The organism is Campylobacter sp., assembly GCF_052169515.1.
GTDB lineage: Bacteria > Campylobacterota > Campylobacteria > Campylobacterales > Campylobacteraceae > Campylobacter_A.
Genome location: NZ_JBQNCH010000005.1, coordinates 13,731 through 35,187, shown reverse-complemented (window position 1 = coordinate 35,187; position 21,457 = coordinate 13,731). Strand labels below are relative to the sequence as shown.

Genomic DNA, 21,457 nt, shown 5'->3' with positions numbered 1-21,457 from the left:
ATTTATAGTAGAATCAATAGCGAATTATAAAAAAGGAGTTGTTATGAAGTTAGGAACTTATACTGCAAACCAGGCTTCAGGAAACTATTATTTAGATCAAGCAAAAAATAGCGAGAAGAAGGCGCTAAATGCCATCTCTGCAAACAGCGAGATCAAAGCATCAGGTGCAAATTTGCAAATCGCAGAGAGTTTGCTTTCACAAACAAATGTCTTGAACGAAGGTTTAGCAAATGCAAACGATATGATTGGAATGCTTCAGATCGCTGACTCAACACTTTTAAATTTAAGTAAAAGTACAGATAAAATAGGTGAACTTTCAAGCAAACTCACAAATCCTGCTCTTTCGGCGAATGAACAAAAAGGCATAAAGAGCGAAATCAATGCACTAAGAAATGCTATGAGTGATAGTGTGAAAGAGGCTAAATTTAATGGAAAAAACGTATTTGATGCTGATCTTGGATTTTTTACAGGTGAGAGTACAAAAAATATAAATTTAGGTACAAACGCGCTTCTAAATGTAAAAGATGACGGCTCAAATGCGGGTGAAATTTTAAAAAATATAAATTCGCTTCGTTCAGAGATCGGTTCAACACAAAATGCTGTATTTAGGGGCATAAATGCTCTAGCAGCAAGAAGTGTGGCAAATGCTAATAGTATAGAGAATCTTGATAGTAGCGACATAGCAAAGAGCTTGGAAGAAAATTTACAAGCAAATTTAAAGCTACATGCTGCATCTTTGGCTAAAGCTCACGATACTACGAGTTTGGCCGCAAAACTAGATAAACTTCTAGCTGAATAAATTTTACCGGTCTTGTGCCGGTAAAATTTTTAGTTCCTAATAAATTTTATAAAATCTTGTCTTGCTTGGATAGCGTCTATTTATAGTTTAGATTGTAGATATGGGCATACTGAGGAATTTCATGATGCTATATTTGCTCAAGTCTTAGTTGTAATTTCAGGCAAACCTAAGCTATTTTTATAGTAAGGCAAAAAATAAATTTTTAAGAGGTATAAATTTGTAAGACCAAACGGTCTTACAAAATTGATTATTTTTTGGTGTGAGGGTTGTTTACTCTGCCACTATCGACAACTTGAAGTCCTACTGTGTCGTATGCTGCGCCAAAGCCTTTTACATATCTACCTTTTGTTGGGGTGAGTTTTACTATATAGAAATCTTTTGTATCTTTAATAAATGCAAGTGCTGATTCATTTGCGAAGGCACTTTCAAATTTAGCCATAAACTCATCTCTTACGCTCTCATTCATAAACTCAGCTTTAGCTTCAAAACTCACTCTGATGCGAGCAAATAAACTTTTTGCGTCTTTTTCATCCTGAATAAAAAGAAGTGAAATTTTATCTGGGTTTTGTTTTATTGAGTGGTAGTGATTTGCAACTGATGATATGCAGATATAAAACTCATCGTTTTCTTTTATAAAAGGTGAATATGACGAAACTGCACGTCCGTCAAGAATACTTGAGATCACGACAGTCTTAAAGCTATTTATAAATTTCATCATTCCGCTTTGCACACTAGAGCTATTTGTGTCGCCCTTGATGCTCATATAAAGTTCGATGATCGACTCTCTAAAACCATCTCCGCCTGCTTTGCTTAAAAATGGTACAAATGTTTTTGCCTGATCGCATGTTATTTCCATACCATCTTCGTTTATATCAGTCATTTTGACATTTGTAGGCTCAGCTACACCACTAAATTTCTTACAAAACTCGATCACTATATCCAGATGATCCTTATTCATGTGGTCTAATGCTCTTTGTTTCAAAACCATTCTCCTTATAAAAATAAAATTGAAAATCGCAAAATTATACTAAAGAAAATCTTAAAATTGATTAAAATTATCATTAATATTTTTAAAGCGAGAATTAAGCTTATTTTTTTAAAATTACGAGTTATTAATAACATTTTAGAAAATTTATGGCTTTTATTTAAAGATTATATTTTCTGCTTATTTTTGTATCTTTTTGTTGTTTTTAGCCATTTGTATTAAAAGGAAATTTATGCAAGGTAGTACCAAGCTTGTCATTTTGCTTATTGTGCTCATTATTTTGCTCTCTTTTATCTCGCTTAGTATAGGCGGTTCTGACATAAGTATGAGTGAGATTTTAAATTTTATATTTAATAACAAAATAGATGAGATGAAAGAGACTATCTTGTTTGACATTAGACTACCAAGACTTGTGATGGCTCTGCTTATAGGCATGCTTTTGGCTAGCTCTGGTGTTGTAACACAAAGCGTTTTTTTAAATCCGCTTGCAGACCCATATATCATCGGTATAGCCGCATCTGCGACATTTGGAGCGGTAGTGGCATATCTTCTTGGATTATCAGAAATTTACTATGGTATCTTTGCCTTTTTGTCTTCGAGCCTGCTTACACTTGCCATTTTTGGAGTTTATAATCGTAGTCGCTCTATTGCTACACTTTTAATAATTGGTATCGCTTTTTCATCATTTCTAGGCGCATTTACGAGTTTTGCGACATATCTTATCGGTGAAGATAGCTTTAAGATAGTGGCATGGATGATGGGTTATTTAGGTTCTGCCACGTGGCAGAAGGTCGGCATAATCGCTATTCCACTTATCTTTTGCATGATATATTTTTATCTAAAACGCTTTGAATTAACGATACTTTTAAGCGGAGAGGATGAGGCAAAAAGCCTTGGTGTAGATGTCGATGCACTTAAAAAGCGACTGCTTGTTATAGCCTCGCTCACGGTTGCTTTTTCAGTCGCATTTACCGGTATGATAGGCTTTGTTGGGCTCATCATTCCACACTCTTTTAGAATGCTTTTAAACACCTCAAACAACGCTATTTTGCTACCGCTTTCTACTCTTGGAGGAGGAGCTTTTTTGCTAGCTTGTGACGTTGTGGGCAAGAGTGTTTTAAGCCCAGTTGAAGTGCCTGTTGGTGTCATTAGTGCATTTTTTGGAGCGCCATTTTTTCTATTTTTAGCACTTTATCTAAAAAGGAGTGTGCATTGAGCGTAGAAGTATCAAACTTAAGCTTTTCATATGCGCAAGAAAGTGTGCTAAAAAATATAAGCTTTACCGCTAAAAGTGGGCAATTTATAGGGCTTTTGGGCTCTAATGGATGTGGTAAATCAACGCTTTTAAAGTGTGTCTTAAATTTGCTTCACCCAAGTGCTGGATCTGTCAAAATTTTTGAAAAAGATGTGCGAAGCTATAACGTAAAGGAGCTTGCTAGAACTACTAGTTTTGTGCCTCAAAAAAGTGCACTTACGATGCCACTAAGTGTTTTTGAACTCGTTTTGATGGGTAGATATACTCATCTAAAAAGCTCTTTTAGTGGTTACAGCTCACATGATATTGCCTTGGTTGATGATGTTTTGCAGACATTTGGACTAGCAAAATTTAAGGACCGTGTCGCAAACTCGCTAAGTGGTGGCGAATTTGCCAGAGCTTTGCTCGCTCGCGCAATAATTAGCGAGCCTAAAGTTTTGCTGCTCGATGAGCCTACATCAGCTCTAGATCTAAGCCATGCCATAGAGGTGCTAAAGCTTTGCTCTCATCTAACACGTGAGTTAAATTTGGTAACTATTGCGGTGCTTCATGATCTAAATTTAGCCTCACTAATATGCGATGAAATTTTAATGCTAAAAGATGGCGTGATCGCTTATAAAGGAGGCACAAAAGAACTTTATAAACCAGAAATTTTAGACGAAATTTATGGTCTTAAAGCAAATATCATATATAAAAATGATATGCCATTTGTTTTACCGAAATGATAAATTTAAAGGAGATTTTATGAAAAAATTGTTTTTAGTTTTTGCATTTTTGCTTGGTTTTAGTGGTGTTAGCTTAAACGCTAAAAATATTGTTGTGCTTGATCCTGCGGTGGTTGAGATGATGTATATGTTAGAGGCTGAGGATCAGATCGCGGCTATTTCTACACTTGAGTTTGGCAAGATTTGGCCTGAGGATAAGACAGAAAAGCTAAAGAGTGTTGGCACTTATACAAAGCCAAATTTGGAGCGAGTGGTTGAGCTTAAGCCAGATCTCGTCGTTACTAGCTTTCACTCTGATGGTGTAAATGCTGACCTTGCCAAATTTGGCATAAAAACGCTCACAATGCAGGCAAATAGCATAGATGATATCTGCAAAAATATAGAAAAAATGGGCGAGATCACAGGTAAGGTAGAGCGTGCCAGCGAGCTTGTGGCTAAGATAAAGCAGGACTTTTTAAAATTTCAAAACTCAAAGCTAAGTGGTAAGAAAATTTTAGGCGTTTATGCAGCTACTCCGCTAGTTGCCTTTAATGATGCTAGTTTGCCTGGAGATATGTTTGCTAAATTTGGTATGAAAAACGTAGCAGGAGGCTTAACCGGAGCGATGCCGATCGTTCAAAATGAGTTTATCCTAGCACAAAATCCAGATTTTATAATAGTTGCAGGTATGAAAGATTGTAGCGATTTTTTATCACAAAATCCAGTACTAAAAGCAACTAATGCAGCCAAGAACTCTAAAATTTTAAACGTTCCATCAAGTCTTATATTACGCGGCACACCTCGTATAAATGAGGCTGCAAGTGAGCTATTTAAGATACTTGATAAGTGAGTATGAAAATGTTTAGTAAGCGTATAAAAGGCCATAGCGTAGCTCCTTCAAAAAGACCTGATATGGTGAGTGAAGATGAGCTATGGGAATTTTTAGAGAGTGCGCCAGACGATAATGAGGGAGTCATCTATATCCATGTGCCATTTTGTGACAATATATGCTCGTTTTGCTCGATGAATAGGACAAAGCTTGAAGACGAGCTTGATGAATATACAAAATTTTTACTAAGTGAGATAGAAAAATACTCTGCCACTAATTATCTAAAAGGTAAAAAAATAGGTAGCGTATATTTTGGTGGCGGTACTCCGACGATACTAAAAGAGAGACACTTAGAGCAGGTGATAAACGCACTTAAGGGCAGCTTTAATATCCTGCCTGAGTGTGAATTTAGCTTAGAAAGTACGCTTCATAATCTAAATATAAGCAAACTACGCCTTTTAAACGAGCTTGGCGTAAATCGTTATAGCATCGGCGTGCAGACATTTAGTGAGGCTGGCAGAAAGCTGCTAAATCGCACGCATAGCTCGGAGGCAGCGATAAAACATCTACATGATTTGCGTGAGAAATTTAACGGAATGCTTTGTGTTGATATCATATATAACTATCCTAATGAAAGCATCGATGAGGTAGTAAGAGATGCTAAGCTAGTGCGTGAGCTAGGCATTGATAGTGCAAGTTTTTATTCGCTTCAGTTTTTAGATGGCTCGGTGTTAAGCAAGACTATAAGTGAGGATTATTACGACGTAGAGGTTGATAAGCGTTTGCACCACGCTTTTTTGGATGAAATTTTAAGTCAAGATGACTATGAAATTTTAGAATATACAAAGGTGGCAAAAAAGGGCAGGGACCAATATAAATATATAAGGCTCTCTCATGTAGGTGCTGATGTTTTGCCTCTTGGCAAAGGTGCTGGCGGTAGGCTAGGGGAGTTTGGTATATATAACATGAGCCAAAAGATGAAAGTTATGGGTCGCATGACTGCTAGGCAGATGGAGTTTGATAGATTTGTAAATCTTTTTCAGTATCCTCAAATAAGCCTTGAGCGTGTTTTTAAATTTGTAAGCCAGACGTGTGCCAATGAGCTTATGGATCTTTTTAAAAAATGCGAAGAAAATGGATATTTGAAAATAGAAAACGGCTTTCTAAATTTTACAAAAGATGGCGTATTTTGGGGAAATTCTATCGCAAATGCAGTGATGGAAATTTCTAAGAAGGAGTTTTTATGAAAAGTATCGTGATATATACATCAAAAAGTGGAAATACAAAAAAAATAGCAGAGGCTGTTGCTAGTGAGCTTAGCTGTAAGGCGCTAAATTTTGCCGATGCTGGTGAGCTAAATTTGAGTGAGTTTGACTTTATTGCACTTGGTTACTACATAGATCAGGGCTCTCCGGAGAAGGAATTTAAGAAATTTATCACTCAAAATGTAAAAAATAAAAAAATGGGTTTTTTTATAACACTTGGTGCTGATGTGCCAAGTGCACATGCCACGCAGGCGATAGAGCAGGGTAAAGAGCTGTTTTTGCAAAATGGCAATGAAATTTTGCGCACATTTATTTGCCAAGGTGCGATCGCTCCTGAGGTGATAGAACAGCTAAAAAAACTTGGTAAAGCTATGCCTGATGATCCGAGATTTGCTCTAACGCCTGAGCGACTAGAGCGATGGGAGCGAGCTAAAACGCATCCAGATGAGGCTGATATAAAAGCTGCAAAAGAGGCGTTTAGAGGTGTTGAAATTTAAACTCAAGTAAATAGGAAGCTAAAATTTACTGCAACAATATGTTTTAAAAGTCAACTAACTTTGTAGCTTTTAGCTTTGTTACTCTTGTAGCTAAAATCTATGTGAGAGATATTTGCTTTAATGTGAGTATAAATTTTTGACTTTAGGGTGCTGGCTCAAATTTGCACAAAATCTGAGCCAGGTAAAAAGGGCTTAGCCTTCGATGTAGTTTTTGAGTTTTCTACCAACTTTTGGGTGTTTTAGCTTTTTGATAGCTGAGCTTTCTATCTGGCGGACACGTTCACGAGTGACGTTTAGAGCCTTTCCGATCTCTTCAAGCGTGCGATCGCTCTCATCCTCAAGAAGACCAAATCTCATTGAAATAACTGCCTTCTCGCGCTCGTTTAGCTGCGAAAGTACATCATCGATCTGCTCTCTAAGGTCGCTTTTTAAAATTTGATCAATCGGAGAAAGCGAGCTTTTATCCTCTACGAAATCTCCAAATTTACCGTCTTCTTCGTTTGCGATCGGAGCTTCAAGGCTGATCGGCTCTTTTGTGATCTTGATGACTTGTTTTACTTTATCAACGCTTAGTCCGACCTCTTGTGCGATGACGCTTACGTCAGGCTCTTTGCCTTCTTCTTGGAGGTATTTGCGGTTTATTTTGTTGATACGATTTATCGTCTCTATCATATGGATAGGTATCCTGATAGTCCTTGCCTGATCTGCGATCGCACGAGAGATAGCTTGACGGATCCACCACGTGGCGTAGGTTGAAAATTTATAGCCTTTTCTATATTCAAATTTATCAACTGCTTTCATAAGGCCGATGTTGCCCTCTTGGATAAGGTCAAGAAATGGCAAGCCTCTGTTTGTATAACGCTTCGCTATACTTACGACTAGACGTAGGTTTGACTTGGCCATTCTAGCTTTTGCCTCGTCAGAAATTTTCTTTCCGCGTTTGATCTGCTCTAAAATTTCTTTCAGTCTTGTTGGCTCAAGATCAAAGCCTTGCTTGCTCGCCTCTTTTGTCGTAAATAGCTTTTTGATCTCGACGTAGGTTGAGACCATTGTAGCTTCTGGCACGCGAGCTGCTATCTCTTCTTTGCTAAGTTTGATGATATCTTTTAGTATACTTTTATGATTTTTCTTAAGTTCATCGCTAAACATTGGCAAGCGGTACTCAAGGCGTTTTAGCTCTCTGTCAAATTCATCGTCACTCTTTAGAGCTGTTTCCATTGACTTTACGATCTCGCTGATGAGTTTGCTTGTTGGACCAAGGTCCATTAGCTTCTCTTTTAAAATTTTCTTTTTAAATGCAAGAGCCATTTTTGAAGCCGTATCGTCGCTTTCAACCTTATCTTGCTTGTTTGCGGTCTTTAGCCATTCTTTTTTGGCTTTTTCAAGGGCTTTAAAGCTCTCTATAACCTTTTCGGCACGCTTATCGTTTTTGGCTGATTTTTTAGGAGCTTCATTTTCTTCGTTCTCTTCATCTTCCTCGTCTATATCCTCTTCGCTCTCTTCATTTTCGTTTTCGCTCTCGTCTTCAAAGCTTTTAAAAAGCTCTTTTACACGGCGTTCCCTGTTGATAAGCGGCTCTTTGTAGTCAAGTATGAAGTCTATCAAAAATGGCACCGAACAAAATGCGTCAATGATGATATCTTCGCCAAGCTCGATTCTTTTACTTATCTCTACCTCTTCATCTTTTGTAAGAAGTGCGATCTGTCCCATCTCTCTTAGATACATTCTTACAGGACTGTCTGATCTAGACCATTCTAAAAGGTCATTTTCACCAGAAAGATCGAGATCTTCGTCAATGTCTTGGTCGTTTTTTTGAGCATTCTCTTGGCGTTTTTTGGCATCAGCTAAATTTCTAAGTTTTGCAGCTTCAGCAGATGTGATGAGCTGGACTTTGTTTGTTTTTGCGAGTTGTTCTATCTTTTTTACTATCGTAGCCGTTGGAGCTTTGTCTAATAATTTTACTAATTTTTCGTATGTCAAAAAGCCTTTTGCATTTTCAACAAAAAGCTCTTCTATTTGAGAAAAAGAGTCTTTTGCGGCGCTCATAAATTTCCTTTCAAATCGTGTGATTGTGATTAAGTATTGTTTAAAAGAAAGTGGATTATACCCAAATTTTGTAAAAAGTATATAAAAGCAATGAAATTTTGTCTATACAAAGCTACCGCAAAAGTCTAAAATTGCGGTAGCTATAAATTTATTAAAATGTCATCTCAAATGTTAGCTTGAAATTTCTGCCAGGTGAGTAAAATCTAGCAAGACCTCTGCCTGTTTCTTTGTCAACCATATTGTTTGTACCAAAAGTCCTTATACTTCTTGCGCTATCCCAGCTTGTGTATTTTCTATCTGTGATGTTATACACACCTGCTGTAAATGTGAAATTTTTCATCGGTCTATAAAACGTTACAAAATCAAATAAACTGTATGTATTGCTGACATATCTAACATATGTATTTTTTGCGTCCGGATCGTCTTGTGCATAGATATTGTAAGTATCTTCTGGACGTTTTGCTTTTACATGCGTCATATATAGATTTGCTCCAAATTTATTATTTTTGGTGTGATATCCGATGTTATAGACAAATTTTGCTGGCTGGATGGCATTCATTGGAGCGTCTAGCTTGCCGCTCTCATCTACTGACATTCTACCTTTTTGATATATGTATTTATAGCCCATATTAAAGCCACTTAGTCCACTATAAACTTGCTCTAGGTCTAGATTTGCACTTAGCTCAACACCTCTTACGCGAGCCTTTGCCCTATTTACGTTTTGGTACATTTCTACTGGCATTCTACTACCGGCATTGCCGTATGTTAGTGTGCCACGACCGATATACTTTAGATCGATAAAATTTTCATAGTCGGTTTGGAAGAGATTTATCGTAAAAAAACTAGGCGAGTTGTGGAGAGTTACAGCAAATTCTTTTGTCATTGCGATCTCAGGCTGAAGGGCTAAATTTGGAAATATCGTAAAATCAGGATGCTGAAATGTAAAATAAATCTCATCAGATGTTGGAGCCCTAAAGCCATTTGCATATTTTGCCTGGAGTCTTATGTGCTCAAATGGATCAAAATTTATTGCAAATGAATACGAATGATGCATAAAATTTCTTTTTTGACTTGCTAGATACAGTGCATTTTCTTCAGCGTTTTTGGTTTTTATCCTTTTTGCATCTTCTGCACTAGTGCCAGGCGGTATGGTAAAAGGTATAAAAACACCAGCAAAAAGATCGGTCGGTAGCTTTGGTGTCTTACCTGGTATATAGCTTGGATTGTGTTTTATTATATCAATCCTATGGTTTTCTTCAAAGCTCAAAAATCTAGTGAAAGATACACTATTGCCTGCATAAGCTGCGAATGTCTCTGTCCTGACAGGTATTAAAAAGCTAAATTGATTATCCTCATGTCTACAAAGCGTACTGTAGTCATTTCCGCCGTGAGGCATACACTTGTCTGGTTGAAAATTTGTTTGCAAGCCTGTGCCTTTGTTCGCCATGCCGAAGAAATATTTTGCCCACCATGCTTTGTTGTGTGCTTCGTATCCTTGCCTATTTACCATACTTTTATCTGTTTGGCTATAAAGTCCACCGTATTTTAAGGCGTGATCCATTTTAATTTTAGGTATGCTAAATTCTTTAGTGGCATCTAAATTTAGTTGTTTTGTATCGGTATTTAGATCCCTATCTTTCCAGTTATTTTCAAGGTATCCTGGAGCTCTTGGCAAAAGTAGATCCTCAAATCTATTTTTTGGAGTAAGCTCTGAATATTTTCCATTGCCATCTGGCATATTTTGTGGAGTTAGATTGTAAGTTTCATATCGTTTGGTTGTTTTGTTAAAAAGCGTTAAAGGCTTAGAGCAGTCATACTGGTTACAATCAACAAGAAGTTTATCTACTCCACGATTTGTTCTTCCATAGAATGTTTCATCTACTTCGTTTCCATGACTATCAAACACGATATCTTGAGGAAAAGTAAAGCCAGCACCAGGCCAAGGCTCTTTTTCTACTTGTCTCATTTGTAGGTCGCCACCATATTTATCCACCAGTTTACCTTCGTTATTTAACTTTAATCCTGATGGATTTAGTAGTCCTTGACAGTCGTTTTTATCGCAGTACTCATCAGTCTTTGCTTTTAGTTGGATCTTTTGTTTCGAGTAGGTTAGCTTCATGCTATCCCAAAGTGGATTTTCATCGTAGTTTTCATATGTATAAAAGATGTTTTCACGTTTGTTTTGATCATTGACGTGCCTTGTATCAGTGCTGTACTTTACGTTATTTAACGAACCACCAGTATAAAGGACAAATTTATACGACCAGTCAGTACCCATTGTCTCTTTTGTGCTTCTGTCGATACCTACGCTAAAGCGGTTTGTCTCATTAAAATTTACGCCAAATTTAAATAGTCTACTGTCTGTTCTAATGGTGTAAGGATCTGGCTTTTCTCTCTCTTTTCCTAGTACGCTATCATCGTATGTTTTGTATCCCCAGTTTTTCATCTCATGACCATCTCTTTTTGTAGTGATAAAGAGTATGTCGAACCACTTGGCACGTGCAGCCATAGTGTGAGAGAAAAGGCTTTCGTCATTTGCTGAGGATTTTTGTGCTTTAAAGCCGTAAAACCAATCTTTTTCTGTAAGATAGTCTCTAGCGTCTTTTGTTTCAAACATTACGGAGCCACCAAGTGCACCTGAGCCAGTTTTTATACTATCTGCACCTTTTGTAATATTTACTTGTTGGATATTTTCTATCTCGACACCATTTCTTGTGTTATTAAAATTTCCATATCCTTCAAAGAGGTCCTTAAAGCCCTGTGATGAAAGTGTTTCAGCTTGATTAAGTCCATCGATACTGATAGCCACACGGTTTTCATCAACGCCTCTTATAGCATATCCGCTAGAGCCAAAGCGACCAGTCTCAACTACGCTGACACCAGTGTCATAGCGTACCATATCTCTAGTATCGCTTACTTGTTGTTTGGTAAGCTCACTTGCCGTCTTTTTTACTTCACTGATCTTTTTGTCTTTGACGTTGTCTTCTTCTGCTGTTACTTCTACTCCGCCAAGCTCAACTTCTTTTATATTCTCACTTTCTTGGGCTAACAAATTTAAGCCAGCACAAAGCAAAACAACTAGTGAAGCCTTTTTCATAATAACATGTGTCCTTTTTTGTATTTTTATTGTTTTTAATAGTCATTATCTATATTAAAGCTGCGAATCTTAACATTAAATAAATAAATTATTTATTAAACTTTATAAAGTATTTAATAATTAAAAAATAAAAATTTTGGAACAGCTATTGCTTTAAAAATCGTGACAATAATGTTTTTTAGGAAATTGTATGCAAAATGGTTATTATCAAGCCACAGCCGGCATGGTAACGCAGTTTAACAGATTAAATGTTATCTCAAATAATCTTGCAAATGTAAATACGATCGGCTACAAGAGAAATGACGTAGTTATCGGAGATTTTGCAAGAATTTTTAAAGAGACACAAGATGAGCTTCCACTTAAAAATCACACAAAAGATGGGGCTAAATTTTTAAATAGAACTCTTAACCGCGTGCCACAAGTTAGCGAAGAGTATACCGACTTTAGTGCTGGTGGCTTTAAATACAGCTCAAACACGCTCGATTTTGCGATAAAAAGAGATGACGCGTTTTTTTTAGTTGATACCCCAAATGGTGTAAAGCTTAGCAAAAACGGTTCTTTTAGCTTGGATGGTGATGGTTATATCGTCACAAAGGAGGGCTATAAGGTTTTACCAAGCGGCTATGAGGCACAAAATCCTGGACAAAGAGGCATTCAAGTACCACAAGGCGAGGTACTAACTGCTGATAAAAATGGAAATTTATACTCAAATAATAATCAGTTTTCTAAATTTTTCATCGCTCAGCCAAGAGAGATAAGAGATCTTAAAAAGGTCGGCGACAACCTCTTTGAAACTAGAAATTTTGATGACATAAATGAGCTTGATGAAGCTGATAGTGTAATGCAAGGATATGCTCAGATGTCAAATGTAAACCCAGTTTTAGAAATGGTTGGTTTAATAGAAACCCAGCGCTTAGTTGATATGTATCAAAAGGTTATGACAAGCCACATGAGCGACCTTAACCAAGATGCTGTTCAAAAACTAGCCCTAAAAGCTTAATAAAAGGATAAAACTATGATGAGATCACTTTACACTGCGGCCACTGGCATGATAGCCCAGCAGACGCAGATAGACGTAACCTCACACAACATTGCAAACGTAAATACTTATGGATACAAGAAAAATAGGGCTGAATTTGCTGATCTTATGTATCAAGTCATGGAGTATGCAGGTACGGCTACAAGCCAGACCACTACAAGTCCAACTGGTATCGAGGTGGGTCTTGGTGTGCGCCCAACGGCGATAAATAAAATTTTCTCTCAGGGCTATTTTAAAGAGACTAGCAATAACCTAGATATGGTAATAGCTGGCAACGGATTTTTTCAGATTCAGCTACCTGATGGTACGACTGCCTATACTAGAAATGGCGCCTTTAAGCTTGATGCAAACGGCACTATTGTAAATAGCGATGGCTATCAGCTGATCCCTCAGATCACCGTACCTGCAAATGCGACTCAAATTTCAATAGGCACAGACGGCACAGTTTCAGTTCTACAAGCAGGTGAGACTGATATGGCTCAGATAGGCCAGATCGAGCTTGCAAATTTTATAAACCCAGCTGGCCTTCACTCAATGGGTGACAACAACTATCTAGAAACAAGCGCTAGCGGTAACGTGGTGGTAGGTGTTGCAGGACTTGACGGACTTGGCACGATCAGACAAGGGTTTGTTGAGATGAGTAACGTTCAGCTAGTTGAAGAGATGACTGATCTTATCACCGGACAGCGCGCATACGAGGCAAACTCAAAGGCGATAACAACGAGTGACTCGATGCTTGAAATAGTAAATGGGCTTAAAAGGTAGGTAGCATGGATGTGACTCTAACTATCGTTGGGCTTATATTGGTTGCTTTTACGCTTGAGGTGTTTTACTTTTCAAACAATACTTCAAAAGAGAAGGACTCAATAAAGCAGACGCATTAATTTGGTCTAAATTATAAATTTGGCAGTACTATTGTTGCTTGATGAATTATAAATTTTTAAGGCATCTTTGTAACTGCCTGTAAAATTTTCTCTTATCCTGCTACCACTTTGATATATTTCATCTAAAATTTCTGCTCTTAAGAGCAAGAATAAAAGCATCTTTTGCTTAATTAAAAATTTTTAAGCATACTGCATGCTTCTTCCAAATCAAGCTCGCAAGCTTTTTTGTAGTAGTTTTTTGCTCTATTTTTATCTTGCAACATACCAGCATCTCCAGTTTCATAAATGAGCGCAAGAGTATAGCAAGCAAATGCATTTTTTAGTTCGCAAGCCTTATTATAAAGTCTAAGCCCCTCTTCTTTCTCTTGTACTAGAGTGTCTTTTTGTAGATATATATTTCCTAAAAAGAGACAACTATGTGGATTGCCTAGCTCGCAGGCCTTGTTTGCCATAGCTGCCATTTTATCGCGTTCATTTTTGTCAAGGTAGATATATATAAGATCGGTGCAGCTTTCTATGTTGTTTAAAGCACATTCACTTTCAAGCTTGGTGGTATCTAAATTTTTACCCCAAGAAAATAGAATACAAAATAAAATTAGAATTACCTTTTTCATCTTTTAACTCCAAAAATTTCTATCATTTTATAAAATTTAACTCTATTTTTACTCTTATTTTCAAATTTTTGCTAATATTTTGGCTTTTATGAAGGTAAAAATTTGACATTTAACCATGTTTTTAAGCTATCCATTCCTCTTTTTATGGGCTATTTTCCGCTTGGCGTTGCATTTGGCATTTTGGCTAAAAGTATGGGTGTTAGCGCATTTATCGCTGTGGCACTTAGTACACTAGCATACGGCGGAGCAGCGCAGTTTATGATGCTTTCGCTCTTTAGCGTTGGCACGAGCTATGTTGAGGTCTTTATCGTGAGCTACCTTGTAAATTTGCGCCACACTTTTTATGGAATTTCACTTTTAAAAGAGTATAGTGGGATCAAATTTAGGCTTTTGAATATTTCGTTGCTAACAGATGAGACCTTTGCTGTATTTAAAAATTTAGGGCTAAAGGATGCAAGTGAGCGAAGTTTTGTCTTTACTTGGCTAAATTTACTTGTATGGTCTTACTGGGCGGCTGGAACGCTATTTGGAGCGATACTTGGTGATCTTATAAAGGCCGATACAAAGGGACTTGAGTTTAGTTTGACCTCGCTTTTTATAGTAGTTGTCATCGAGATGTTTAAAAATGATAAAAACTATCGCGTACTCTTCGCGGCGGCCTTTTTTGGCGTGCTTGGAGTGAGCCTATTTCCAGCTAAATTTGTGCTTGTTGGCTCGATGGCGCTTTGTTTTGTATTTTTGCTTTTGTTTAAGGATAAAATTTGATAAGTGTAAGCTCAAGTGAGATGATACTGTTTATAGCGGTGCTTTTAAGCGCCCTAGCTACTTTTATTACGAGGGCGACGCCGTTTTATGCGTTAAGAAACTATAAGCCAAACTCTTATTTAGATGCTATCGAGAAGCATATGGGTATGATGATAATGGTCGTTTTGGTCTGCTACGGCTTAAAAGATACTAAATTTAGCGAGTTTCCATACGGCTTAAGCGAGCTAGCGGCAGTTTTAACGGCTGTTTTAGTACATTTGCGATATAAAAATGCCCTTCTTAGCATAGTTGTTTCAACCGGAATTTATATGCTTTTGATAAGAATTTTTTAAATAAATCTAAATTTAAAAAATTAATAAATTTTTTAAATAAAGGACGTTATAATTGCTTTGCAAATTTTAATGCAAAGGAGTTAAAATGCGTTTAATCTTTAAGGCGGTGTTACTCATGATTTTAGGTGCTACTTTAGCGGTTGCTAAGCCAACCATCTACATTCTAGCCACTGGTGGAACGATAGCAGGAAGCGGCTCAGGATCGCTTGACTCTAGCTATACTTCTGGAACTGTTACGGTCGATAAACTAATAGCAGCTGTACCAGACATCAACAAGATCGCGACTATAAAAGGCGAGCAAATTTCAAATATCGGTTCACAAGATATGAACAATGAAGTTTGGCTAAAGCTTGCAAATAGAATCAACGAGCTTCTAAATAGTGGCAAAGCTGATGGTATCGTTGTTACTCACGGCACAGACACTATGGAAGAGACAGCTTACTTTTTAAATTTAGTCGTTAAAAGCGACAAGCCAGTTGTGCTTGTAGGCGCGATGAGAAATAGCGGCTCACTAAGCGCAGACGGCCCACTAAATTTATTTAACGCTGTAAACGTTGCTATAAGCAAAGATAGCGTAGGAAAAGGCGTTGTAGTCACTATGAATGATGAAATTCACGCTGGTAGAGAGGTGACAAAGACCAACACAACAGGCGTTGATACATTTAAATCACCAAATAGCGGCAAAATCGGCACAGTCTTTTATGGCAACGTAAAATACTATATGAATCCGATCAGAAAACACACAGCAAGATCAGCATTTGACCTAGAAGGCGTTAAAGAACTTCCAAGAGTCGACATCATATACTCTCATGCAAATGACAACCCTGACTTTGTAAACATAGCTGTTAAAAACGGAGCAAAAGGTATCGTTAGCGCTGGTCTAGGCAACGGTAACCCTTACTTTAGCGTACTTGATGCACTTGGCGAGGCTTCAAAGGCTGGCGTAGTGGTAGTTCGTGACTCACGTGTGGGAAGTGGCGAAACAACTATGAACGGCGAAGTTGACGATGCAAAATACGGCTTTTTAACAAGCGACAACCTAAACGCTCAAAAAGCTAGAGTGCTTTTAATGCTTGCTCTTACAAAAACAAGCAATAAAGCAAAAATTCAAGAGTATTTCTTGACTCACTAAGCGCACGGCATTTCGCGAGCGCTTTTGAGAGAGTTAGTAAAATTTTGGCTCGATGAATTATGATTTTCTGTATGCGCCAAAATTTTAAGTCGTAACCCTCAAAATCATCTCGCGATACTTGCACTTATTTAATACTACGGCGGATTTGTTAAATTTACGGTCCGCCGTCTCTTTTATAAATTTCCTTTTTCGGCAGCTTTTGCTACAATGAATTTATCTAGAATTTGCGTTTAAAATTTATGTACTAGGTGGTAGAAACCTGGCTAAAAGTGGCGATTTGCAAGCATAAATTTCAGCTTTCGTTGTGTATAACCTATTATTTTAACTTAAGGAGCGAAAATGGGAATGAGCGCGCGCTATTACGCATATACGCAAGAGGTTATTGAGGCGATAAAAAACGGCGGCGACGGCGAGGCGCTGGACGAATACGACCTAGATAAAATGTGGGACGCGATGCATAAAACGCTAATGGGCAAAAATATGTTTGAGGCGATGAGCGCGAGCGAGATTTTTGCGACGCCAAACCCGCTTAGCTGGGCGATATTTGGACGCGGCACGGCGGGCGAGGGGAGCGAGGCGGTATCTTACGCGGACGCAGACGACGTAAAAGCCGTAGCCAAAGCGATGCAAAGCACCGACATCGGCGCGCTTTTGGCAAACGTAAATTTCGCTAGCTTCGGCTAGACGGGCACCTACCCAGAGATATGGGAGCATGAGAGCGAATTTGAGGATATCAAAGCCGAGCTAAAAGAGCGTTTTAGCGGACTTTTGAGCTTTTATCAAAATGCCGCGGACAAAGGACTTGGCGTACTGATCGTGACAGCGTAAATTTTCACTACCTATATTTTTTATAGTGATTATGGGATGCTTTTGGTGATTATAGGGGTATAGGTAAGATGAAAGAATAAGTATTTGTAATTCTATTTCAATTTTGTATATCATATAACTTTATATGGTTTTTCATTTTTTACAGTTTCTAGGCTACTAGTAATCTTAATAACTTTTGATAAATTCTTAACTACACCTCTATAGCCTATATATTTTAAGATTAACGCATTAACAAGATAATTTAACTGGAAGTTTAAATATAAAATTTCTTTTGCTTCATCTTCTAGTGGTAAATTTTTACTTGCAAAAAGATTGTTTCCATGTAACAAATCATTGCGTCTTTCTAGTTGATTTAAGTCGTTGTCTGATAATTTTAAATTAAGTATATCAAATGGCAATCTAAGTTTATCCCTGTTTGTTGGTTGCAATAAAGCATTGATTCTCTTTTTTATAACACTCTTGTTGTATTCTTCATCAGGTATTTTATCTTTGTAGTAGTTTTGTGCCACCTGATCTAATTTTTTCTGCAATTCTTTCTTTTTGATCTTATTGTTTATAGTGGATTTGTATTTATTATCTTGACAAATTATGCTCGTTATTATTTCTAAGCAAACAGCGTATAATGAAGCAGTGCCACGTCCAAAACTACCAATTTTGTTTATATTAAACATTATGTCCATAATGTCATAAAATTTTGAATTATTTAACATATAGTTAGCCAGGTTTCGTATAGAGTCTTTTGATACTGGTTTTAACTTGCTGATAAGTTCATCTTGTATAGACTTGTCTTCGCTATAGTTGTATACATTGGTGTCTATTGTTTTTACTTTTGAAGTATATTCGGAGAAAGCGTTAGCATCATACACGAAGCTTTTGTATTCGTGACTATTATCATAATAGCCAAAAATATAACCTTTTTGCACTGGTGCAAAACCAGTAATAAAACAATATGCAGTTAAAACTATTCTATAATATTCATCAAATAATTTAAAATCTAGTTCTTTTATGGAGTCTATAATAATCGAATACCCATCTATACTATATAATTTAAATTCGTAGATGTCTACTGGTAAAATAATTGATTTCACTTTTTTAGTGTTTATATTTTCAAAATTAAAACATTCAAATAAACCATAGTGTTGTATATAATCTATTTTTTGACTGCATGGTAATAAAATTTTATACCTAGCTTTTTGAGGTTTATTTGTATCGAAATTGTCGCTGCTTATTTTGTATATTTTAAAATCTGCATCCAAAGAATTATATTCTATTCGCATAGAGTTTAGTATCTTTATTGTTGTGTTGTTATTTTTTATTTTAAAGATGTATTCATTTACATCTTTAAAGCTATCCGACATAAAATTGTATTCTGTAAAATTTGTTGATTGCCTAAATGTAATTTTATCATTTAAAAATTTAATATTTACATTGCTTAGTTTATCGCATAAGAGCTCACATTCTGATTCTAGTATTTCAATTAAACTGAATTCTTTTGTAAAAATATTATTCATGGCTACTTCCTTTGTTGTTTATATTGCAATATTATTTCTTAAATCTTATTCTGAAAAACACCAGACTCTTATTATAATTGCACTATAAAATTTTTAATATAGTATAAGTGAAAACTTAAATTTATCCGACCTCCCGTTTTCGCGCCGTTTTTTTATCTTAAATTTATTAAATTTGATTTACTGTTTCTTTAAAATTTAAGGCGCTTTATGAACTACCTACTTTTTGCCATTACGTTTTTTCCCATCAGCCTGATTCCAGGTATAAACATGACCTATGCGATGAGCGTTGGTATGAGCCTTGGCTACAAGCACTCGTTTTTTGTAATGGCAGGTCAGCTGCTTGCACTTGCATTTGTTTCGTTTTGTTGTATGCTTGGCGTGGGCGCAGTGCTACATCACTTTGAGTACGCATTTAAGGCGCTAAATATCATCGCAGGGCTATATATGCTCTATCTTGGCGTTATGCTATTTTTTGGCAAGGGTGAGCTTAGCATCACAAAGGTCTCAAATTCGCCAAGCAAAAAGCAGATGTTTATAAATGGCTTCATCGTTAGCGTCTCAAACCCAAAGGCGTGGATATTTTTCTCAGCCTTGCTGCCTACATTTTTGGATAAAGACGCCCCATTTAGCCTAGTTCGCATGTGCGTTATCACCGTAACGCTTGTTTTCATCGAGTTTTTATCGCTAAATATCTACGCACTTGGCGGAGCTATGCTAAAGAAATTTTTACAAATACACCTAAGACTACTTGAAATTTGTACCGCCGTTATAGTCTGTGGCATCGGCATACTTTTGCTATTTAGATAAAGGAGAATTTATGAGCGTAACATTTAAGGTAAAAAATAAAAAGAAACTTTTCGGCGGATATGAAAAGGCGCTAAGCGAGCGTGAAATTTCAGGGCTTGTCGGGGGACTTTTCTTTTTTAATAGCGAGCAAGAGGAGCCAGGCGCAAATGAGCTGGGCGCTGACGTGATGATCGCTGGCGTTTGGAAGAAAAGTGCTCGTGGTTTTGAGCTAAACTATGAAGACGGCAAATATATCGTTCGAGTCTGTACTCCAAGCGGCGTTGGCGACTGGCAGATCGTGCTTGAGCTACTCTCAAAGCTCTCAGCCCAAACTGGCTCGAAAATAGAGCGCGATAACGAGGAAATTTACGATGAAGAGCAAATTTTAAAATTTGATTATGAAGCCGACATAATGTGGGGACTCGAAGCTCTAAAGGACGCAAAAGAGAAAAATCAAACGCTTTATATCTATGGCGTGGAGCGCGACGTGGCGTTTGACGCGGTTATGATAGATGAAATTTTTGCAAGTACTAGCCCTGCGGCTAAATTTGATGAGATGATGAGGCGGGTGCAGTATCTTGACGCTTATAGCGCAAGAGAGAATTTATACGAAGATAAAAACGGGAATGAAATTTTTGGCGCGTATACGCTTAGCGAAAATTTGCCGACTATCTTGCCTTACGCTCCATCCCCTTCGTGGCAAGCGCAAGAAGTTCTAGGAGGGCGCAAGGTCTCGCGCTGGATACTTACGCTAGTCGTCGGCGTAGACGATAGGGACGCGCACGTGCTCGGCGAATGCGAATATGGCGCTTTTATGGCAAATCTGCCAAAAGAAAAATATCGCTTCATAGACGCCGCAAATATACTGGTTGAGCCGCTTAGCGAAGAAGAGATGAGAGAAATTTTTAAAAAGGCAAATAAAGCTTAGGTTTAAATTTGATAAACCGCTTACAATGCCTAAAAATTTATGCTAACGATGGGATAGCAAAAATATGCTACTAAAACGAGCGAGCGCATAAGGAACGGACTTAAGTAAAGACGGCAAAAATTTGCTAGGACATTTCTAAAAAAGCTATTTTTCCGAAAAAATTTCGCCGTTTATTATAGATTTAACTGTTAAAAATCCAACTATCAAAATCAAAGCGACTAAAGCCGCAAAAGCGCCGACGCCTAAAACTAAATAAAAATCGCTTTGCATAATTTCGTAAGCTTTTAAAAACGCTATAGAGCTAGCGGCCGTCGGGAAGGTAAAAGCCCACCACGATAGGGCGAATTTGAGTTTAATAAATCTTTTATACGAAAAAAGTATAAGCGCGGCGAAAAATACGTTTATATTAAGCAGTATTGCCGCAAAAGCGTCGAATCGCTCGGTTAGCTTTACGTATCCTAAAAACGCCATAGCCGGCGGCGCTAGCGTAATAACTAGCGTCGGGACGAATTTATCGGCCAACTTATCGTAAAAGACTAATCTGTAAAATATAACGGCAAATAAAATAATCCAGAAAAATAGCCCCAAACTAAAATAATACCAGATCGCTTGAGATTTTTCGGCTATGATCGGGATTAGCAAGTTGCCCACTACGGGGATAAACCATGCCGGATTTAGCGTTGCAATATCGAATTTTTCGTCGATCCAAAAAGAAATTACGTAAAGCGTAAAAATCGTTTGCAAGCTTAAAGCCGCGTAAAAAAGCGAGTAGTATAGTCGCGGCGCATCTTTGTAGGCTAGAGCCAAAAGAAAAAGCGAGATGATAAATCCGCCGAAAAAATTTATCTTTATAGGATGCGAAAATTCGGCCTTTACCTCTTCTTTAAATTTTAGAAGCTTAAAGAGGTAAAACGCCGAAAGTAGGCAAAATACCGTGCAGTCTAACGCTCTAAGCGCCGAGAATATCTCGCTCGGTAAATCAAATATCTCGCTTAATTTCTTATAAGCCGCGCAAAGTCCTCCAAGCCCCATAGTACCGGCAAAAAGCATAATCGGCAGCGATTTTATTTTGCTTTGCGAGTCGTTTTTCTTAACGTCGTGCATTGTTTTTCTTTTCGTATTAAATTTTTATGCAATATTACCTATAATAAGGTTAAATTT

Annotated in this window: 20 protein-coding genes and 1 pseudogene; 14 read left to right on the top strand and 7 right to left on the bottom strand. The window is 37.4% G+C overall.

Annotated elements, in window-relative coordinates:
• Window positions 1-43: 43 nt before the first annotated feature.
• Window positions 44-799, top strand: coding sequence for a flagellin (locus tag ACTTKV_RS02495; RefSeq protein ID WP_442549082.1), 756 nt, complete (start codon window positions 44-46; stop codon window positions 797-799).
• Between the two features lie 247 nt (window positions 800-1,046).
• On the opposite strand, the gene ACTTKV_RS02490 is transcribed toward ACTTKV_RS02495, so the two are convergent.
• Window positions 1,047-1,781, bottom strand: a complete 735-nt coding sequence (locus ACTTKV_RS02490) for a HugZ family heme oxygenase (protein WP_442549081.1) — start codon at window positions 1,779-1,781, stop codon at window positions 1,047-1,049.
• Between the two features lie 235 nt (window positions 1,782-2,016).
• Here ACTTKV_RS02490 and ACTTKV_RS02485 point away from each other — a divergent pair, with 235 nt between their 5' ends.
• The 5 genes from ACTTKV_RS02485 to ACTTKV_RS02465 are packed head-to-tail and all read left to right on the top strand — an operon-like array spanning window position 2,017 to window position 6,334.
• A complete protein-coding gene (locus tag ACTTKV_RS02485) occupies window positions 2,017-3,000 on the top strand; it encodes a FecCD family ABC transporter permease (RefSeq protein WP_442549080.1) in 984 nt (327 codons plus the stop codon).
• A complete protein-coding gene (locus ACTTKV_RS02480; protein WP_442549079.1) occupies window positions 2,997-3,764 on the top strand; it encodes an ABC transporter ATP-binding protein in 768 nt (255 codons plus the stop codon). Before ACTTKV_RS02485 ends, ACTTKV_RS02480 begins: the two co-directional genes overlap by 4 nt.
• Window positions 3,765-3,783: 19 nt before the next feature.
• Complete coding sequence (locus ACTTKV_RS02475) at window positions 3,784-4,593, top strand: ABC transporter substrate-binding protein (protein WP_442549078.1); 810 nt, start codon at window positions 3,784-3,786, stop codon at window positions 4,591-4,593.
• 2 nt (window positions 4,594-4,595) lie between these two features.
• Window positions 4,596-5,819, top strand: coding sequence for a radical SAM protein (locus ACTTKV_RS02470; RefSeq protein WP_442549077.1), 1,224 nt, complete (start codon window positions 4,596-4,598; stop codon window positions 5,817-5,819).
• On the top strand, window positions 5,816-6,334 hold the full coding sequence (locus tag ACTTKV_RS02465) for a flavodoxin family protein (protein WP_442549076.1): 519 nt from the start codon (window positions 5,816-5,818) through the stop codon (window positions 6,332-6,334). Before ACTTKV_RS02470 ends, ACTTKV_RS02465 begins: the two co-directional genes overlap by 4 nt.
• A 192-nt stretch (window positions 6,335-6,526) precedes the next feature.
• Here ACTTKV_RS02465 and rpoD read toward each other — a convergent pair whose 3' ends face one another.
• Window positions 6,527-8,380 carry an RNA polymerase sigma factor RpoD gene (gene rpoD, locus ACTTKV_RS02460; protein ID WP_442549075.1) on the bottom strand — a complete coding sequence of 618 codons (1,854 nt, stop codon included), beginning with the start codon at window positions 8,378-8,380 and terminating at the stop codon, window positions 6,527-6,529.
• Window positions 8,381-8,531: 151 nt separating this feature from the next.
• Entirely contained in the window at window positions 8,532-11,477 is a 2,946-nt protein-coding gene (locus ACTTKV_RS02455; protein WP_442549074.1) for a TonB-dependent receptor domain-containing protein, read from the bottom strand.
• 190 nt (window positions 11,478-11,667) lie between these two features.
• Between ACTTKV_RS02455 and ACTTKV_RS02450 the strand changes: the two genes are divergently transcribed.
• Both ACTTKV_RS02450 and flgG read left to right on the top strand, forming a co-directional pair.
• Window positions 11,668-12,477, top strand: coding sequence for a flagellar hook-basal body protein (locus ACTTKV_RS02450; RefSeq protein WP_103648248.1), 810 nt, complete (start codon window positions 11,668-11,670; stop codon window positions 12,475-12,477).
• Window positions 12,478-12,492: 15 nt separating this feature from the next.
• Window positions 12,493-13,281, top strand: a complete 789-nt coding sequence (gene flgG, locus ACTTKV_RS02445) for a flagellar basal-body rod protein FlgG (RefSeq protein WP_442549073.1) — start codon at window positions 12,493-12,495, stop codon at window positions 13,279-13,281.
• 125 nt (window positions 13,282-13,406) lie between these two features.
• Here the strand turns inward: flgG and ACTTKV_RS02440 are convergent, their stop codons facing one another.
• Together ACTTKV_RS02440 and ACTTKV_RS02435 are read right to left on the bottom strand one after the other, a co-directional pair.
• The gene (locus ACTTKV_RS02440; RefSeq protein ID WP_442549072.1) at window positions 13,407-13,559 is read right to left on the bottom strand and encodes a hypothetical protein; all 153 of its coding nucleotides are present in this window, start codon (window positions 13,557-13,559) and stop codon (window positions 13,407-13,409) included.
• Between the two features lie 11 nt (window positions 13,560-13,570).
• On the bottom strand, window positions 13,571-14,014 hold the full coding sequence (locus ACTTKV_RS02435; protein ID WP_442549071.1) for a tetratricopeptide repeat protein: 444 nt from the start codon (window positions 14,012-14,014) through the stop codon (window positions 13,571-13,573).
• A 102-nt stretch (window positions 14,015-14,116) separates the two neighbouring features.
• Between ACTTKV_RS02435 and ACTTKV_RS02430 the strand changes: the two genes are divergently transcribed.
• From ACTTKV_RS02430 to ACTTKV_RS02415, 4 genes and pseudogenes are all read left to right on the top strand, one after another.
• Window positions 14,117-14,779, top strand: a complete 663-nt coding sequence (locus ACTTKV_RS02430) for an AzlC family ABC transporter permease (protein WP_442549070.1) — start codon at window positions 14,117-14,119, stop codon at window positions 14,777-14,779.
• Window positions 14,776-15,111: a branched-chain amino acid transporter permease gene (locus tag ACTTKV_RS02425; RefSeq protein ID WP_442549069.1), complete on the top strand. Its 336-nt coding sequence runs from the start codon at window positions 14,776-14,778 to the stop codon at window positions 15,109-15,111. The genes ACTTKV_RS02430 and ACTTKV_RS02425 overlap by 4 nt, the downstream gene beginning before the upstream one ends.
• Before the next feature lie 115 nt (window positions 15,112-15,226).
• Entirely contained in the window at window positions 15,227-16,243 is a 1,017-nt protein-coding gene (locus tag ACTTKV_RS02420; protein ID WP_442549142.1) for a type II asparaginase, read from the top strand.
• Window positions 16,244-16,582: 339 nt separating this feature from the next.
• A pseudogene (locus ACTTKV_RS02415) lies at window positions 16,583-17,071 on the top strand (YfbM family protein).
• A gap of 110 nt (window positions 17,072-17,181) precedes the next feature.
• Here the strand turns inward: ACTTKV_RS02415 and ACTTKV_RS02410 are convergent.
• A complete protein-coding gene (locus tag ACTTKV_RS02410; RefSeq protein WP_442549068.1) occupies window positions 17,182-18,582 on the bottom strand; it encodes a hypothetical protein in 1,401 nt (466 codons plus the stop codon).
• A gap of 207 nt (window positions 18,583-18,789) precedes the next feature.
• Here ACTTKV_RS02410 and ACTTKV_RS02405 point away from each other — a divergent pair, with 207 nt between their 5' ends.
• Entirely contained in the window at window positions 18,790-19,389 is a 600-nt protein-coding gene (locus ACTTKV_RS02405; protein WP_442549067.1) for a LysE family translocator, read from the top strand.
• Between the two features lie 10 nt (window positions 19,390-19,399).
• Entirely contained in the window at window positions 19,400-20,296 is an 897-nt protein-coding gene (locus ACTTKV_RS02400) for a DUF4299 family protein (RefSeq protein WP_442549066.1), read from the top strand.
• A 144-nt stretch (window positions 20,297-20,440) separates the two neighbouring features.
• Here ACTTKV_RS02400 and ACTTKV_RS02395 read toward each other — a convergent pair whose 3' ends face one another.
• Entirely contained in the window at window positions 20,441-21,400 is a 960-nt protein-coding gene (locus ACTTKV_RS02395; protein ID WP_442549065.1) for an SLAC1 anion channel family protein, read from the bottom strand.
• Between the last annotated feature and the right edge of the window lie 57 nt (window positions 21,401-21,457).